The organism is Providencia sp. 6390 (assembly GCF_058148425.1).
On sequence record NZ_JBYVYL010000012.1, the window covers coordinates 13,200 to 28,501 of the forward strand.

Below are 15,302 nucleotides of genomic sequence, written 5' to 3' on the forward strand. Positions count from 1 at the left end.
AAATGAGCGAATTTTAACTTTAATCCATAATGATTCGCTAGCTAATTAATTGTTGTTTCAGTTAATTAACTTGTTTGTTTTTTTGTTTTTTATTTTCAATGGCGTATATGTATCTTTTATATGAAATTCACATTAATGATGTATTTTTCATTTTGGGAATTTATAATTGCAGATGATTTTGATGTCAATAAAATATTGCAAAATTTTAACTTTATGGTTTTTTTTGTGATGCAGGTTAAATAATTAATTATTTTCATTTATTTATTATTTGATGAGCTAAAAGTATTTTTAATACTAAATTGAGGGTTATTGTTTATATATGGATGAAGTGATAATTGAAAATAAAAATGGTAGATGAAAAATAAGTAGGGTCAGGTTTTATAATGAAAATAAGAGGTGGGATATTAAAAATAGAGTCGCATTTTATTTAGAGCATATAGCGGGAAAATAGCCAAAAAAGAGCTTGTGGATGAAAATAATATGAGGAAAGTGCTTAGAAAGGATAGGGGAAGGTGCTGATAATTGAAATATGCTAAAGGTGTCTATCGCTTAACAGCCTGAAAGGATATGATAATGTTTATTTTAGCATTTCAAGAGAGTGGGTTTCGCTTGCTTGGTTATCTTTATTGCCTAAGCAGTTCCAAGATCAAACGGGTATTTTTCTCCATTAAAGGAATATCACCACGTGATTCGACATTCAAACGTACCAACGGCTCAGTGTTGGAGGAGCGCAGATTGAAACGCCAGTCAGTGAACGACATACTAAGCCCATCAGTTCTATCAATGGCAATAGCTTCACTGGCAAAGTATTGTTCTACTCGATCAATTGCGGTTGTTGGCTGTTCTAGTTGGCTATTGATTTCACCACTTGCGGGAAATGCAGCCATTCGCTCACGCACTAGCTCGCCCAGTGATTGTTTTTTTAAACAGGCTAATTCTACTATTAATAGCCAAGGTATCATTCCACTGTCACAGTAGGCAAAATCACGAAAATAGTGATGGCCACTCATTTCACCACCGTAAATGGCATCTTCATGACGCATACGTTCTTTAATAAACGCATGGCCTGTTTTTGAGATTATTGGTGTACCACCTGCCATAGTCACGACATCTACGGTATTCCAATAAAGGCGCGGATCATGAATGATTTTAGCGGCTGGATATTTTTCAAGAAACGCTTTTGCGAGCAATCCAACGATGTAATAACCCTCAATAAATTGACCTTTTTCATCAAATAAGAAGCAGCGATCGAAATCGCCGTCAAATGCGATACCCATATCGGCGTTATATTTAATCACCGCATTATGCGTGTCCGAACGGCATTCTGGCAATAATGGATTAGGGAGGCCGTTTGGAAAATTACCATCTGCTGTGTTATGTATTTTTATTAAAGTGATTGGTATACCTAGCGCTTGAAAGCGTGCTTCGATAGCATCTATCACCTGTCCAGCAGCGCCGTTGCCCGAATTAATGACGAGTTTCAGCGGTGTGAGGTTTTTTATATTGATGTAACTGAACAAGTGATCAATATAGGCATCACGTAAATTGATCTGTTTGTAGCTTCCACGTTTGTTATTATCTACAACCTGAAAGTTATTAGCTTCTGCTAAGCGTTGTATATTGTACAAACCGTTATTGCTGCTGATAGGACGAGCGCCTTCACCTACTAGTTTCATCCCATTGTAATCTATAGGGTTATGGCTAGCCGTGACTTCAATTCCACCATCAACATCTAGGTGAAAGGCGGCAAAATAAATTTCTTCCGTCCCTGATGTGCCAATATCTAGCACATTGACGCCTTCATCTTGCAGGCCTTTTGCGAGTGCTAATTTTAGTGGTTCACTGGTTAGTCGTACATCGCTGCCTATTACGATAGTCTGCGGTTTTAGGAGCTCACCATAAGCGCGGCCAATTCGCCATGCAATATCTTCATTTAATTCTTCACCTAGCTTACCGCGAATATCGTAGGCTTTGAAACAGGTTAGCTTTGTCATAATCGTTTGAAAAATTGAGGGAGTTTAGAAAGGTTTTTACATATCAGGGTAATGGGCCAAATCAAGCCATATTTACGCATAACACTAATATCTTCTTTAGATTTTTGAAGGATATTTTTTAGTGAACGGTTACTGATACCGCCAATACGCATCTGTGTCAGCACATTAGGTAAATAGCTGACTTTTGCTTTATGTAGCCAAAGATAACGAATCAATGAGTCATAGTCTGCCGAGATTTTATATTCTAAATTAAAGCTACCCCACTTGGTATATAACTCTCGTTTCATATAAAAACTCGGGTGAGGAGGCATCCATCCAAATTGTATTTTAAACAGTTTAAATGGCCCACTTTTCCAAAAGCGAACAACTTTTGTAACGTCATCCTTCGATATATATTCAAGATCGCCATATACTGCATCGCATTGGTCATTTTTGAATTTATTGACAACATCGTTAATAACATCAGGGTAGGCAAGCAGGTCATTAGAATGTAAAAAACCAATAATATCCCCCGTTGCTATATTAATTCCTTTATTTAGCGCATCATAAATACCATTATCAGGTTCACTAATAATGATTGTTACACGCTCTGTAATAGTAGGGATTAATTGTAATGTTGCATCGCGTGATTGGCCATCAACGATAATATATTCAATATCATGATACGATTGGCAATGAAGAGATCTCAATGTATCACTTAATGTGGCTGCACTGTTATAGGTAGCAGTTATTATACTAACTTTCATATAAGCTGCCGTGTGTATATTGTTCCAATCGAACGATATCGTCATCATCAAGGTATGCCCCTGTTCTGACCTCGATAATTTCAAGAGGTATCTTTCCTGGGTTTTCTAAGAAGTGGGGGGTACCTACAGGTATATAAGTTGATTCATTTTCAGTAAATAGTTGGATGCTGGTGTCACAATAGACCTTCGCTGTACCTGTTACTACGATCCAATGTTCAGCACGATGATAATGCACTTGAGTGGCTGTTCGTTCACCTGGCTTAACCATAACTTTTCTGACATGGTACCGATGACCATCAGAGAGTGCGTCAGAGCTTCCCCAAGGGCGATATAATTCTTGGTGCTGTAAATATTCATTGCGAGAAAGAGATTTTAATTTATTAACTATTTCTTTTACTGACTGTACCTTATCTTTATGAGAAATAAGAATCGCATCTTTTGTTTCAACGATAATGACATCACTAAGTCCAACGGTACTCACTAATCTATGTTGAGAATATAAATAACTTCTCTGTGTATCAATAGCAATAATATCGCCATGAATGACATTTTCATTGTGATCTTTTTTATCGACTTCCCATAAGGTTGACCATGAACCTACATCACTCCAATTGGCATCCAAAGGAATAATAACTGCATCATTTGTATTTTCCATTATTGCATAATCAACTGACTCGTCAGGACAAGCAGCGAACGAATCCATGTTTAAGCGGGTAAAATTAAGATCAAGAGAGGCGTTATTTAAAGCTTGAGTACAGGCTTTTAGTATATCAGGACGATATAATTCAAGTTCTTTCAGATAATTAGATGCCTTAAATATAAATATCCCGCTATTCCAATAATATATCCCAGCATTAAGATATTTTTTGGCCGTTTCCAAATTAGGTTTTTCAACAAACTCAGATACGCGATAGGCATTTTTGGCTATTAATTCACCTTGTTTTATGTAGCCATAACCCGTTTCGGGTTTATTGGGTATGATACCAAAAGTAACTAATTTCCCTTGATTTGCTAATTCTATTGCATTTTCTATGGCGGTGATAAATGACTGGTGATTTTGAATGATATGATCTGCTGCCAGCACAAGTAAAAGTGGGTCATTGTTGTTTTTCATTGCATGTAGTGCGGCCAATGCAATTGCTGGTGCTGTATTTTTACCTACAGGTTCAAGGATTATACCACTATGCTGTAAGTTTAATTGGCGTAATTGCTCCGCGACAATAAAACGGTGCTCTTCATTACAGATTATTAGCGGGGGTTTATGTTGAAGCCCATCTAATCGAGTGATGGTATCTTGTAACATGGAGTTATTTGAAGCTAATGAGAGAAACTGTTTGGGATATAATGCTCTTGAAAGTGGCCATAACCGACTTCCAGTACCACCGGCCATTATTACAGGTAGAATACTGTTAGACATATTTACCTTCTAATTTTATTGAGTATTGTTTTATTAATATATGTAAAATGAAAATTGTGGTGAGAATTAATAATAGATATGGTTGTTATTGTTGATGTTTATTGCTTTCTGAGATTATCTTGATTTTTGATAAACCAATCATAGGTCATTGATAGACCATGATATAAAGGTGTGGACCATCGCCACCCCATATTTGTTAATCGACTGACATTCATTAATTTTCGTGGGGCACCATCGGGCTTGCTACTATCAAAAACGATATTTCCTTTAAATCCTATAACAGAAGCTATTGTGGCTGCGAGTTCTTGAATAGTATAATCTTCGCCAGTACCTACATTTATATGGGAAAGCATTGGCTGAGTATATTTTTGATAGGTATCATGTGGCAAATTCATTATGTAAATAGATGCTTCAGCCATATCATCAACATATAAAAACTCGCGCATAGGACTACCGCTTCCCCATACCGTCACAGTTTCAGCATTCTGTATTTTTGCCTCATGAAAACGCCTTATTAATGCAGGGATCACATGGGAATTATCAGTATGGAAATTATCATTTGGCCCATAAAGGTTAGTTGGCATAACACTACGATAGTCACGTCCATGCTGTCGGTTAAATGATTCACACAGTTTAATACCTGCAATTTTGGCGATAGCGTAGGGTTCGTTGGTATTTTCAAGTAGACCTGTAAGAAGTGCTTCTTCTTTCATTGGTTGAGACGCATCGCGAGGGTAGATGCAGCTTGATCCAAGAAACAATAGTTTATTAATGTTGTGAATGTGAGCTGAGTTAATGATGTTGCATTCGATGATTAAATTCTGATAGATGAAATCAGCAGGGTAGGTATTGTTGGCATAGACCCCTCCCACTTTTGCCGCTGCCACATATATTTGGTCGATCATTTCGTTCTTAAAAAAATGATCGACATCAGTTTGTGAAAGTAAATTAAGTTCACTTCTTTCCTTAGTTATTAGCTCAATATGATGACTTTCTTTTAATTTTCTGACTAAAGCTGAACCAACCATTCCATTATGGCCTGCAATAAAAATTCGTAATGACATAATTAATGCTCCTGTGAAATAGAAACATTAAATCCGTTAGCTTTAAGTAAAGCGTGCTGTTTTGACTTTAGCAGATCGCTAGCAATCATTTCTTGGCACATCTCTTCTACGGTTATTTCTGGAATCCACCCTAATTTATCTTTTGCTTTTGATGGGTCACCTTGTAAGGTTTCTACTTCAGCGGGTCGAAAATAGCGAAGATCGACTCTAACGATCACATCACCAATATTTACACCCGGTGCACTATCACTTGAGGCTTGGGTGACGACACCAATTTCATTGATACCTTCACCCTGAAACTCTAATTCAATACCAACAAATTTGGCAGACATACGGACGAATTCACGAACAGTGATTTGTTTACCTGTTGCAATAACAAAGTCCTCAGGTTTTTCTTGTTGCAGCATTAGCCACTGCATCCTGACATAATCTTTTGCATGCCCCCAGTCTCTTAATGAGTTCATATTGCCAAGGTATAAACATTTTTCTAACCCTAGTGAGATATTGGCAATGGCTCGGGTAATTTTTCGCGTTACAAATGTTTCACCACGGCGAGGTGATTCATGATTAAAAAGGATCCCATTACATGTATACATTCCGTAAGACTCTCGATAATTTACTGTGATCCAATAGGCATAAAGCTTAGCAACCGCATAAGGGGAACGAGGGTAGAATGGTGTTGTTTCTTTTTGAGGTGTTTCTTGTACTAAACCATATAATTCAGAGGTTGAAGCTTGATAAAAACGTGTTTTTTTTTCAAGACCTAGGAATCTAATTGCTTCTAGTAAACGTAATGTACCTAAGGCATCAATATCAGCGGTGTATTCTGGGGACTCAAATGAAACTGCAACATGACTCATGGCACCTAAATTATAAACTTCATCAGGTTGAACTTGTGACAGAATACGAGTGAGATTTGATGTATCTGAGAGATCACCATAGTGTAGATGAAATTTAGGGTTGTCTATGTGTGGATCTTGGTAGATATGCTCAATACGAGTGGTATTAAATATTGACGCGCGACGTTTAATACCATGGATTTCATACCCCTTTTCTAGTAATAATTCAGCTAAGTATGAACCATCTTGCCCTGTGATGCCTGTAATTAAGGCTACCTTCATGTTAAACCCCTAATTTCATCATAAAATTTTATAGTTTCCGCAAAGCAATTGTTCCATGAGTATTTTTCTGCATGAAGTTGCCCGCCAATGATCAACTTATTACGAATATTGTCGTCAAAGAGTTTATTTATGCATTTTATAAAGTTTTCCACCGTTGCATCTTCAGCCAAAATTGCATGACCTGCTGCTATTTCAGTAATCGAAGATCCTTCAGTTGCGATTACTGGACACCCTGATTTCATAGCTTCAATAATTGGAATACCAAAACCTTCATACTGAGAGGGATAAAAAAGAAATAGAGCATAATTATAAAGATTATTTAATTTAGTATCATCGACATATTTTTCTTTTATATATCGGCCTTTTAAATGTAAGTTTAGTAAACTTAATTCAGTGATGTTTAAATTACCTCCACCTACAATAACCAATTTAATATCTTTAAATGGACTCAATGACTTTACACATAAATCAAAATTTTTGTATTTTTCACGAGCGCCGACAAATAAAACATAGGGGGCTGAGTATAAACTCTGTTGCTGCTGATTGTCTTTTTTTGAAAAATCTCCAGCTCCATTATATATAACCGTAATAGGAATATTTCTAGCTTCAGGTATAAACTTTAGGAGATCGTGTTTAGTGTTTTCTGAGATGCAGATTATGCCATGGCTATTGAGTATTGCTTTGCGTTTATGATAGCTAAGTACTTTGGATTTAAAATTACGAGGATAAACTTCATCAGTGAAGTCATGAACTGTGGTAATGATTTTCCCTGTAAATTTTTTTTCTGGTAATCGATAATAACTCGAATGAAATATTTCAGCATCAGTTATGATATTTTTACATCGTAAAAAACGCTCAATATTAATAGAGTAACGATGTTTATAGTCTACTTCTTTTAGAGGTGCAAACTGGTTATTATGTGGATATAATGCAATTCTATAATTTCTACTTTCTCTTGAAAGAAAAGCAAGTAATTCTTTGAAGTATACAGATATCCCACCAGAATCCTGTAATGAAAAAATTATCCCATCAATAAAAATCATTTGGCTATTTCAACCATTTTTATTGATTTTAATGTATGATATCTTAATAAAATAACATTCAAAATTATCATAATAGGAGACCAAAATAGAGGCGTCGTTGCACAAAAAATTAGCGCTAAAAAATATTTAAATCTTGCGCCATAGCAATTTTTATAAACATATAAACAAAATAGTAAAAAAAACAAAAGATTAATAATTCCAGAGTATAAAACCACCTCAAAAATAAAGTTGTTAAATTTTCCATCGAAGGAAAATAAAGGTTCCGAGTTATAGCCTGCACCTAGAAAAAAAGTTGTAATATCTTTAGGGAAAATACTCAAGCCATTTCTAATTCCATGAAACCTCTCTGCTAGAGAACTTGTTTTATTAATGTAAGGATTATTAGATAATATTATATATGCTGTAAATATAACGCTTAAATAAAATGTTATAGTACGAAAAATTAAGTTTTTGAAAATATTCATTATCAGTAATGTAGAAAGAATGATCCCTGTAACTGACATCGTAGATAATACGGTAATAAAATAAATGTAATAGATGGCTAAGAAAATTTTTTTATTATAGGTTTCACGGATGAATGAAGTGATAATCATCGCAATAAAAATATAGAAAGCAAAAAAACCTGGCTCTTGAAAAAAGAATTGATTCCTGATGAGCTCTGTTCCATTAAAGTCAAAAGATACGGTATAAACGCCCCAAAATGAAAGTATATTATAAATATACGACTGGAATTCTAAACTTCCTGTGACTGAGATGATTTTTAATACATAGAGAGTCTCGCCAATAATTGAGTAAATACAAATGGCGACTATGAATGAAGTCAGTATTTTTAGCACTTTCAGCATGTGTTTATCATTAAAAGACATGATAAATAAATAGATTACTAAAAATTTCAAAGAGAAAGATAAAGAAAATATGAGTCCTTCAATATTGTCTAATCTAATAAAATTGATTATTCCAGTTATGAGAATAATGTCAATAAAAAAGAGTAAAATGATAGATGAATTGTTATTTGTTATTTTTATTGTTCTAAATATAAATAGTGGAATAAATAATACCGCAGCGGTTATGATTATTTTTTTAAATTCTGGAATGATTATCGAAATATAATTTGGTGACAGAGAAATAAATATAGTGAAAAATAATATAGTCGAGGTTTTTGCTAGAAATGATAATTCAATTAATGGCAATCGACTAAGTGTAGTCATCTCGTTTAATCTCCGCGATCACAGCTGAAGTATTATAATGCTCAATTAAATGATAGAATATATTAGTTCTCATTCTATTCCTTAATTTTTTATCTTTTATAACTAATATAATATTTCGTGAATCCTTATCGATATCTTCTTCAAGAAAGAAACCATTGAATTTATCATTAATTATAAATCGGTTTGAATTTGCTTTCGTTGTAAAAACAATATTAAGGTATTTTAAAGAGTTAAGAATGCTACCACTCGTTGGGTTAATTACTCTATAATTTTTAGTGGGAAGTAAAACAATATTATCTTCTTTCATTAGTATATCAAGCTCATTATCTTCAACATATCCCATATATTCAACATTGTCTGAATATTGATTCTTTAATGCTTGAAAATAAAACTCTGATCGTGTGTCGAGTGTTTTCCCAATGATTTTTATTAGTATTTTCTGTTCAAGTTGCTGATTAATTTTTTCATGTAGCATGAGCGCGTACTCAACTCCTTTATTTTTTCCAATAAAGCCAAAATAGAGTAGCTGAGGTATTTCTAGCTTTTTATCTTGTACATCGAGTATGTTTGTTAAAATATGGGGAATTGTTTTTACATTAGTCAAGTGATAGCGATTTTTGATTGAGGTAGTGCCTTTGGGATTGAGAGTATAAAAACGTTTTATTTTGTATAAATGCTTATAAAAAATTAACGTAAAAGGCCACCTAAGTATCACATATTGAGTCAATTTGGATATTATATTTAAATGTCGACAAGAAAATTTAATAATCGGGTACTCAATAAATGGGGCATCATGTACCGTGATGACGATATTAGGATTTTTTTTCTTTATCAGTTTTTTTAGACATAAAGTTTCTAAGTGCGAGCCTAACCCTATTTCTATCCAAACTTTATCGGTATTGTTTATTGTTAATATAGTCTGAATAACGTCATTTTTGTTTTTTAAGTGAATTTTTTTAAAAGAATGTGGCTCAAGGATTGATGAATAAAAAAAACTTCCATATTTTGATATACCGCAGGCATCCGTAAAATCTCGACAGATGTAATATTTTTTCATTGGAACCTTGGTTTCCATAATGGGTTATAGCATAAGTTTTTATTTCGATATCCTATGACCCGTGCTGGATTGCCTGCAACAATGGTATAAGGGGCCACATTTTTCGTAACAACAGCTCCTGCGGCAATAACCGAACCTTTACCGAGTAATACGCCAGGGAGAATTATCGCTGCAGTACATACCCATACATAATCTTCAATGACAATGGGTTTAAGTGTTAATGCAAAATCTGGGCAATTGATATCGTGACTAGCAGTGATAATTTTGACATTAGGAGAAATACTAATATTAGAGCCTAATTTTATTTCTCCTCTACCATCAAGATGCACACCTTTGTTTATTGTTGTATTATTGCCTATTGATATCCCACCAATGCTAGTAATGCTAATATTACGTAATAGCGATACATTTCCATTGATTTTATTATTCATAAAGTAGGTGAAATATACTTTTCGAATGTAATTACATGGAGTTTTCGAAACTAGTAGTTCCCATATATAAATTATTAACGCATTCATTTAAATACTCTTATGACCCGTGATAGATAGAAAAATAGGATGCTTTCAATATAACCATACCAAGCTTTAAATTTATGACCAAAGTTATGTAAATAAATTTCTTTGTACTCTTTTCTACCCAGTTTATAGTGGGTATTACTTATACCACCAAGCCGCATCACGACATGACTTTCCGTGTATTTTATAGTGGGATTTTTGTTTATTATTTTAAGGAGTAATTCACAATCTGCTGCAACTTTATATTTTAAATTGAATCCATTAAAATGTGCTATTATTTCTTTTTTGATAAATACAGATGGGTGCATAAAGGGTAAGCGTAAGTGAAGTTTATATTCACTTTTGTTTTCACTGCGTTTAAATTTTACCCTAGCACCATCACGGTCTTGAGTTAAAGTGTTAGCGACAATAACATTGGGTTTTTCATTGGTACATTCTAGAACGGATTCAAGCATATCTGGAAGATAGAAATCGTCACTATTTAAGAATGCAATGTATTCTCCACTAGCTATTTTCCATCCTTTATTCATTGCATCATAAAGGCCTTTATCAGGTTCTGAAATAATAATATCGATATCTTTTGCATATTTCTTAGCTATAGTTAATGTTGAGTCACTGGATTTTCCATCAATAATAATATACTCAATCTCCTTGCTTTTTTGGCTGATTACACTATATATTGCATCTTCAATGTATTTTTCACCATTAAAAACGACCGTTATGATTGATATTTTTTTTTGCAATTGAGTACCCATTATTATTGCTTCTGTATATCTTTCTTTATCAGTTGATTAAATTTATAAGGTAGGTAAATAGCAACGGTTAAACCAAATGATATTATTGAACCAAGTAATATACCAATCAGTGATAGTTCAGATACCAAATACCATTGTAGTAGTATATTGATTACTGCTTGAATGGGTACTATTATAAATAGCGGCTTCATATTACCTATAGTTTGGAGTAAAACAGCATAGGTATCGCACCAAGCACGGATGATAAAATATAAAGAAAATAAGGCAAAAAGAGCAAAAGATCCTTTTGGAATATTATGAAGACCTAAAATAGAAAATATAAAGTCCTGTAAAAAAAAGATAATCAAGGTTAAAAAGAGAATAGCAATAGCACCTAGCATTACTGTGAATCTTATATTTTTCTTAAGCGCTATCCATTGTTTTTTGACTCTTAGTTCAGTACAAACTGGCCACCATGCTTGTAATACAGCACTATAGGTAAAATAAACCACATTGAAAACACGTAATAGCACTCCATACAATATTATTTCTTTAACTGTACCTTTTTGTGATAGTACAATTAAATCTGTTTGAAGAACGATAGTGCCCATTATTGCGAATATAAAAAATGGACGAGCTCTTTGTATTATTTTTTTACTACTTATTAAAAACAACGCTTTACTAACGGTTTTCAAGTTAGAGAATTCTTTCTTAAATCTGAATAATAACAGAGAAAAAGAAATAATTAATGCAGGTGAGAAAAATATAACGAATATGTCAAATAAATTATTTATTTTGCTATTCAAAATGCTCGCAAGATAGATCCCTAAAAGACCGAGTAATGCACTAATTGCTGTGTATAAATTTGATAGCCAACCAATATGTTCAGCATACCATATCTTATAAATTAGATTGGAAGTGGTTGTAATACAAAAAATTACGGTAGCTATAAAAAATAACTCAGTTTTATTATTTAACAGCTGATAAGAATAAGCTTTAAGATAAACTCCTGCCATAAAAGTGGATATAAAGTACAAGAATATGATTAGTAATAGACAAACAATGAGCATCAATAGGGTTGCTGCTATGATCAAATGACTATATTGGCGGTTCTGAGCTTTTCTTTCGGATATAAAATTTAGGATACTATTACCAATTCCAAAATCACTTAAGCTACACCATATCGCTAAGCCACTAAGCAAAATGAATACAGAGTATTTTTCCTCGCCAAGTATGGCTAGTAAATAATGTACGCTGACAATCTGTACACTCGCACTGACCCCTCTAGTTGCCCAAGATGATGCTGCAACCCACAAATGATTAGGAACCCATTTAAACAAATGCATTTAACCGGTAACCTCTTATAACCGGATCCTCTATAAAATTTGTGTATGCTACCGCCCTTGGCTTTACAGCTACCAGTGCACTGTGAACTCTCATTGTCTATAAAACTCTGCTTTTACATAAGCTTGAACATTGGTTGATTTTGTGACTAGTTTGTCCTTGAAACAATGGCTTAACACGACAATATGAATTAGCAGAATCCGCCGTAAACCGTCGCCTAATGCGGGCAGCGAGACGCGTCGTCTCAGCCCATGGAGGCCAGCGTAAATCCAAGGTACAGACGCTAGCAGTCTGAGAAGTGGGAAGCTTCGTCGTTTACGGCGAGGAGCAGCCATCAGATGTATATAGCGATTAATTAAGATTGGGTGATAGAGTGGGAGGAGGTTGGAATTTATTGGGGAATAAACAAGAAGTTGGTATCTTAGAAAGCAAAAACCCCCGCCGAAGCGAGGGTTATAAATGCGTGGTGCCGGTACGAGGAATCGTACTTGTTACCAGCTTCAAGGTGACTTTTTAACATCACTTAATAATTTTAGCATAACTTTACCAAATTAATATTCTCCATTGACATTGGTTGATAATAGGGGCTTGTTGCAAAAATTACCTAAGTGAGAAACACTCACAGTATTGAACATCGCTTTAGGATAAACGCATGTCACCAAACGAGTTTAAATGGAAACATTTTGCTCCCACAATTATCCTTTGGTGCTTACGTTGGTATGGCTCCACACCGTTAAGCTATGCCAACGTCAGTGATATGCTGGCAGAAAGGGGTATTTCTATTCATCGCTCGACCATTTATCGTTGGTTTATTGAATATGCTCCCATTCTCCGTAAAAAACTCAAAAAATATCAATTTATTCGGGCTGTTTCCTCTTGGCAGCCCGATGAAACTTACGTCAAAGTGAATGGAAAATGGTTTTACCTTTACCGTGCAATAGATAAATACGGAAACACACTGGATGTTTATTTTTCACCCAAACGTAATCGGTATGCCGCCTATGAATTTCTCAAACACGTATTAAAACCTTACACCGCTGAGCGACAACCCAAAACGTTAAATACCGATAAGCATGCGGCTTATGGTTATGCGATAGCCCGCTTAATAAAAGAAGGCAAGCTCCGTGCTGACGTGAAGCAACGGCAAGTCAAAATTCTCAATAATCGAATTGAGTCCGATCATGCGCCGATTAAAAAATTGATTGTTGCAACGGGCGGTTTTAAATGTGCTAAGCGCGCTTGGCGAACAATTCAAGGGTTCGAGACCTTGCGTAAACTGAATAAAGGCCAATTTGATGAATGGCTACGTCGATATGAACCTGAGTTTCGGGTACGGGAGCGATCTGCTTTTATGAATCGCTTATTCAATGTAGAGACGGTGTTAGTCTGAAATTCCACTCCAAGTTGGACGTAAAACAATCTTATTTATTTTTTGCAACAAGCCCAAACTGCCAGACTCAGCAACCGTTTTAAAGATCATTAATAATTTCAAGTCAAAAAAAGCAATTTGTCCTAATGATTTTTGTTTCATTTACTTTACAAAACCCTCAAGTAAACATTTGTTAATTTTTATTTAACATTATACATACGCTATTGCAAACTATTTAATATTCATAAAAGGAGGACAGCTTATGTCAGATAATACCGTGCATGCACCGTTAAATTATGCTTCACATTGGATGCCCTTTAGCTCAAATCGATACTTTCATCGTGACCCTCGTATCATTACATCGGCGAAAGACTGCTGGCTAACCGATGAACAAGGACGTCAAATCTATGACAGTCTATCTGGCTTATGGACTTGTGGTGCTGGACATACTCGAACTGAAATACAACAAGCTGTTACGCAACAACTAGGGACTCTTGATTACTCCCCTGGGTTCCAATTTGCTCACCGCTTATCATTTCAATTAGCTGAAAAAATCACCCAATTATTGCCTACGCCACTTAATCATGTGTTTTTTACCGGCTCAGGCTCTGAATCAACAGATACCGCAGTCAAAATTGCTCGTGCTTATTGGCGAATAAAAGGACTGTCGTCAAAAACTAAACTTATTGGTCGAGCAAGAGGCTGTCATGGTGTCAATATTGCAGGGACTAGCCTAGGTGGTATAGGAGGTAATCTATAACACGTTCATGTCACAAGATATACCTGAGCATGCGGTTGAACTTCCTCATGGCTATAAGCCTTCAGAGAAGGTGCCAAGCTCTACCTTATTTATCGCTCATTTATTACAACAAGCCTAGTGTTTTTAATGTTGTAAATGGTGATAAAGAAACAGTCGATGCCTTGATCCATCATCCAGACATTAGTGCGATCAGTTTCGTTGGCTCAACACCGGTTGCTGAATATATTTATCAACAAGGCAAGAGAGTACAAGCGCTTGGTGGAGCTAAAAATCATGCAGTTTTAATGCCTGATGCCGATTTAGATAATGCAGTAAACGTTTTAATAGGAGCAGCTTATGGTTCATGTGGCGAACGTTGTATGGCTATCGCTGTGGTCGTTTGCATTGGCGATAAAACAGCCAATGCTCTCGTGCAAAAACTGCTCCCTAATGTACAGTCACTTAAAATTGGAGCAGGAACCGAATTTGCCCTCTCCATTTAAATCAAAACTAGCTCACAGTGCTGGTATGGGATCAATTATAGTTGTGATCGCCACTAATGCACCTTTATTACCTCATCAATGTACTCGGTTAGCACAAAGAGCCAGCATTGGTATTGCTAGAACTGGTGGCGGAACTGAAAATTCTAGTGGCGATATTTTTCTGGCCTTTTCAACCGGTAATAATAATTTACCTGCTGCTGATTATTCGCTGCAGGGGGATTTTACTGTTCCCGTCGATATGGTTAATGATAGTCACATATCAGCGTTATTTGCTGCTGCGGCAGATACAGTCGAAGAGTTGATAATCAATGCATTAATCGCGGCTGAAACGGTAGAAGGAAATGGTTACATAGCTCAAAAATTAGAACAAGAAAGCCTACTAACAGCTCTAATAGAGTGTAGATGGAATAAAAATAAACCATAGTTTTTAATAAATAATCAATTTAAC

15 protein-coding genes and 1 pseudogene are annotated in these 15,302 nt (G+C 35.1%); 4 read left to right on the forward strand and 12 right to left on the reverse strand.

Going from position 1 to position 15,302, the window contains the following annotated elements:
• Positions 1-623: 623 nt before the first annotated feature.
• The 11 genes from cpsG to AC3Z9T_RS19845 form a co-directional block, all read right to left on the reverse strand.
• Complete coding sequence (gene cpsG / locus AC3Z9T_RS19795; protein WP_490127808.1) at positions 624-1,994, reverse strand: phosphomannomutase CpsG; 1,371 nt, start codon at positions 1,992-1,994, stop codon at positions 624-626.
• Positions 1,991-2,740: a glycosyltransferase family 2 protein gene (locus AC3Z9T_RS19800; RefSeq protein ID WP_490127809.1), complete on the reverse strand. Its 750-nt coding sequence runs from the start codon at positions 2,738-2,740 to the stop codon at positions 1,991-1,993. The genes cpsG and AC3Z9T_RS19800 overlap by 4 nt, the downstream gene beginning before the upstream one ends.
• Positions 2,730-4,157, reverse strand: a complete 1,428-nt coding sequence (locus tag AC3Z9T_RS19805; protein ID WP_490127810.1) for a mannose-1-phosphate guanylyltransferase/mannose-6-phosphate isomerase — start codon at positions 4,155-4,157, stop codon at positions 2,730-2,732. Before AC3Z9T_RS19805 ends, AC3Z9T_RS19800 begins: the two co-directional genes overlap by 11 nt.
• Positions 4,158-4,255: 98 nt before the next feature.
• Positions 4,256-5,221, reverse strand: coding sequence for a GDP-L-fucose synthase (fcl, locus tag AC3Z9T_RS19810; RefSeq protein ID WP_490127811.1), 966 nt, complete (start codon positions 5,219-5,221; stop codon positions 4,256-4,258).
• A 2-nt stretch (positions 5,222-5,223) separates the two neighbouring features.
• On the reverse strand, positions 5,224-6,342 hold the full coding sequence (gene gmd / locus AC3Z9T_RS19815) for a GDP-mannose 4,6-dehydratase (RefSeq protein ID WP_490127812.1): 1,119 nt from the start codon (positions 6,340-6,342) through the stop codon (positions 5,224-5,226).
• Positions 6,339-7,385: a glycosyltransferase family 4 protein gene (locus tag AC3Z9T_RS19820; RefSeq protein WP_490127813.1), complete on the reverse strand. Its 1,047-nt coding sequence runs from the start codon at positions 7,383-7,385 to the stop codon at positions 6,339-6,341. The genes gmd and AC3Z9T_RS19820 overlap by 4 nt, the downstream gene beginning before the upstream one ends.
• Positions 7,382-8,593 (reverse strand): hypothetical protein, encoded by a 1,212-nt coding sequence (locus AC3Z9T_RS19825; RefSeq protein ID WP_490127814.1) that lies wholly within the window; start codon positions 8,591-8,593, stop codon positions 7,382-7,384. The genes AC3Z9T_RS19820 and AC3Z9T_RS19825 overlap by 4 nt, the downstream gene beginning before the upstream one ends.
• Positions 8,580-9,650, reverse strand: coding sequence for a glycosyltransferase (locus tag AC3Z9T_RS19830; protein WP_490127815.1), 1,071 nt, complete (start codon positions 9,648-9,650; stop codon positions 8,580-8,582). The genes AC3Z9T_RS19825 and AC3Z9T_RS19830 overlap by 14 nt, the downstream gene beginning before the upstream one ends.
• Positions 9,647-10,168 carry an acyltransferase gene (locus AC3Z9T_RS19835; RefSeq protein ID WP_490127816.1) on the reverse strand — a complete coding sequence of 174 codons (522 nt, stop codon included), beginning with the start codon at positions 10,166-10,168 and terminating at the stop codon, positions 9,647-9,649. Before AC3Z9T_RS19835 ends, AC3Z9T_RS19830 begins: the two co-directional genes overlap by 4 nt.
• Complete coding sequence (locus tag AC3Z9T_RS19840; protein ID WP_490127817.1) at positions 10,165-10,920, reverse strand: glycosyltransferase family 2 protein; 756 nt, start codon at positions 10,918-10,920, stop codon at positions 10,165-10,167. The genes AC3Z9T_RS19835 and AC3Z9T_RS19840 overlap by 4 nt, the downstream gene beginning before the upstream one ends.
• A 2-nt stretch (positions 10,921-10,922) precedes the next feature.
• A complete protein-coding gene (locus AC3Z9T_RS19845) occupies positions 10,923-12,245 on the reverse strand; it encodes an MATE family efflux transporter (RefSeq protein ID WP_490127818.1) in 1,323 nt (440 codons plus the stop codon).
• Positions 12,246-12,895: 650 nt separating this feature from the next.
• On the opposite strand from AC3Z9T_RS19845, the gene AC3Z9T_RS19850 reads away from it, so the two are divergent.
• Positions 12,896-13,633 (forward strand): IS6 family transposase, encoded by a 738-nt coding sequence (locus AC3Z9T_RS19850; RefSeq protein ID WP_490127819.1) that lies wholly within the window; start codon positions 12,896-12,898, stop codon positions 13,631-13,633.
• On the opposite strand, the gene AC3Z9T_RS19855 is transcribed toward AC3Z9T_RS19850, so the two are convergent.
• Complete coding sequence (locus AC3Z9T_RS19855) at positions 13,625-13,774, reverse strand: hypothetical protein (protein ID WP_490127820.1); 150 nt, start codon at positions 13,772-13,774, stop codon at positions 13,625-13,627. The two genes, AC3Z9T_RS19850 and AC3Z9T_RS19855, sit on opposite strands and share 9 nt — an antisense overlap.
• Before the next feature lie 100 nt (positions 13,775-13,874).
• Here AC3Z9T_RS19855 and AC3Z9T_RS19860 point away from each other — a divergent pair, with 100 nt between their 5' ends.
• From AC3Z9T_RS19860 to AC3Z9T_RS19870, 3 genes and pseudogenes are all read left to right on the forward strand, one after another.
• Positions 13,875-14,372, forward strand: a complete 498-nt coding sequence (locus AC3Z9T_RS19860) for an aminotransferase class III-fold pyridoxal phosphate-dependent enzyme (RefSeq protein ID WP_490127821.1) — start codon at positions 13,875-13,877, stop codon at positions 14,370-14,372.
• Between the two features lie 55 nt (positions 14,373-14,427).
• Positions 14,428-14,836: pseudogene (locus AC3Z9T_RS19865) on the forward strand (aldehyde dehydrogenase family protein); the annotation flags it as partial.
• Entirely contained in the window at positions 14,802-15,278 is a 477-nt protein-coding gene (locus AC3Z9T_RS19870) for a P1 family peptidase (RefSeq protein ID WP_490127822.1), read from the forward strand. The pseudogene AC3Z9T_RS19865 and the gene AC3Z9T_RS19870, both read left to right, overlap by 35 nt.
• Positions 15,279-15,302 lie beyond the last annotated feature (24 nt).

Excerpts from the sequence above, each read along its gene's own strand:
- AC3Z9T_RS19825 (WP_490127814.1), bottom strand. The coding sequence starts at position 8,593 with ATGACTACACTTAGTCGATTGCCATTAATTGAATTATCATTTCTAGCA.
- gmd (WP_490127812.1), bottom strand. The coding sequence starts at position 6,342 with ATGAAGGTAGCCTTAATTACAGGCATCACAGGGCAAGATGGTTCATAC.
- AC3Z9T_RS19800 (WP_490127809.1), bottom strand. The coding sequence starts at position 2,740 with ATGAAAGTTAGTATAATAACTGCTACCTATAACAGTGCAGCCACATTA.
- AC3Z9T_RS19855 (WP_490127820.1), bottom strand. The coding sequence starts at position 13,774 with ATGAAACAAAAATCATTAGGACAAATTGCTTTTTTTGACTTGAAATTA.
- AC3Z9T_RS19850 (WP_490127819.1), top strand. The coding sequence starts at position 12,896 with ATGTCACCAAACGAGTTTAAATGGAAACATTTTGCTCCCACAATTATC.
- cpsG (WP_490127808.1), bottom strand. The coding sequence starts at position 1,994 with ATGACAAAGCTAACCTGTTTCAAAGCCTACGATATTCGCGGTAAGCTA.
- fcl (WP_490127811.1), bottom strand. The coding sequence starts at position 5,221 with ATGTCATTACGAATTTTTATTGCAGGCCATAATGGAATGGTTGGTTCA.
- AC3Z9T_RS19830 (WP_490127815.1), bottom strand. The coding sequence starts at position 9,650 with ATGAAAAAATATTACATCTGTCGAGATTTTACGGATGCCTGCGGTATA.
- AC3Z9T_RS19805 (WP_490127810.1), bottom strand. The coding sequence starts at position 4,157 with ATGTCTAACAGTATTCTACCTGTAATAATGGCCGGTGGTACTGGAAGT.
- AC3Z9T_RS19840 (WP_490127817.1), bottom strand. The coding sequence starts at position 10,920 with ATGGGTACTCAATTGCAAAAAAAAATATCAATCATAACGGTCGTTTTT.
- AC3Z9T_RS19835 (WP_490127816.1), bottom strand. The coding sequence starts at position 10,168 with ATGAATGCGTTAATAATTTATATATGGGAACTACTAGTTTCGAAAACT.
- AC3Z9T_RS19820 (WP_490127813.1), bottom strand. The coding sequence starts at position 7,385 with ATGATTTTTATTGATGGGATAATTTTTTCATTACAGGATTCTGGTGGG.
- AC3Z9T_RS19860 (WP_490127821.1), top strand. The coding sequence starts at position 13,875 with ATGTCAGATAATACCGTGCATGCACCGTTAAATTATGCTTCACATTGG.
- AC3Z9T_RS19845 (WP_490127818.1), bottom strand. The coding sequence starts at position 12,245 with ATGCATTTGTTTAAATGGGTTCCTAATCATTTGTGGGTTGCAGCATCA.
- AC3Z9T_RS19870 (WP_490127822.1), top strand. The coding sequence starts at position 14,802 with ATGTACAGTCACTTAAAATTGGAGCAGGAACCGAATTTGCCCTCTCCA.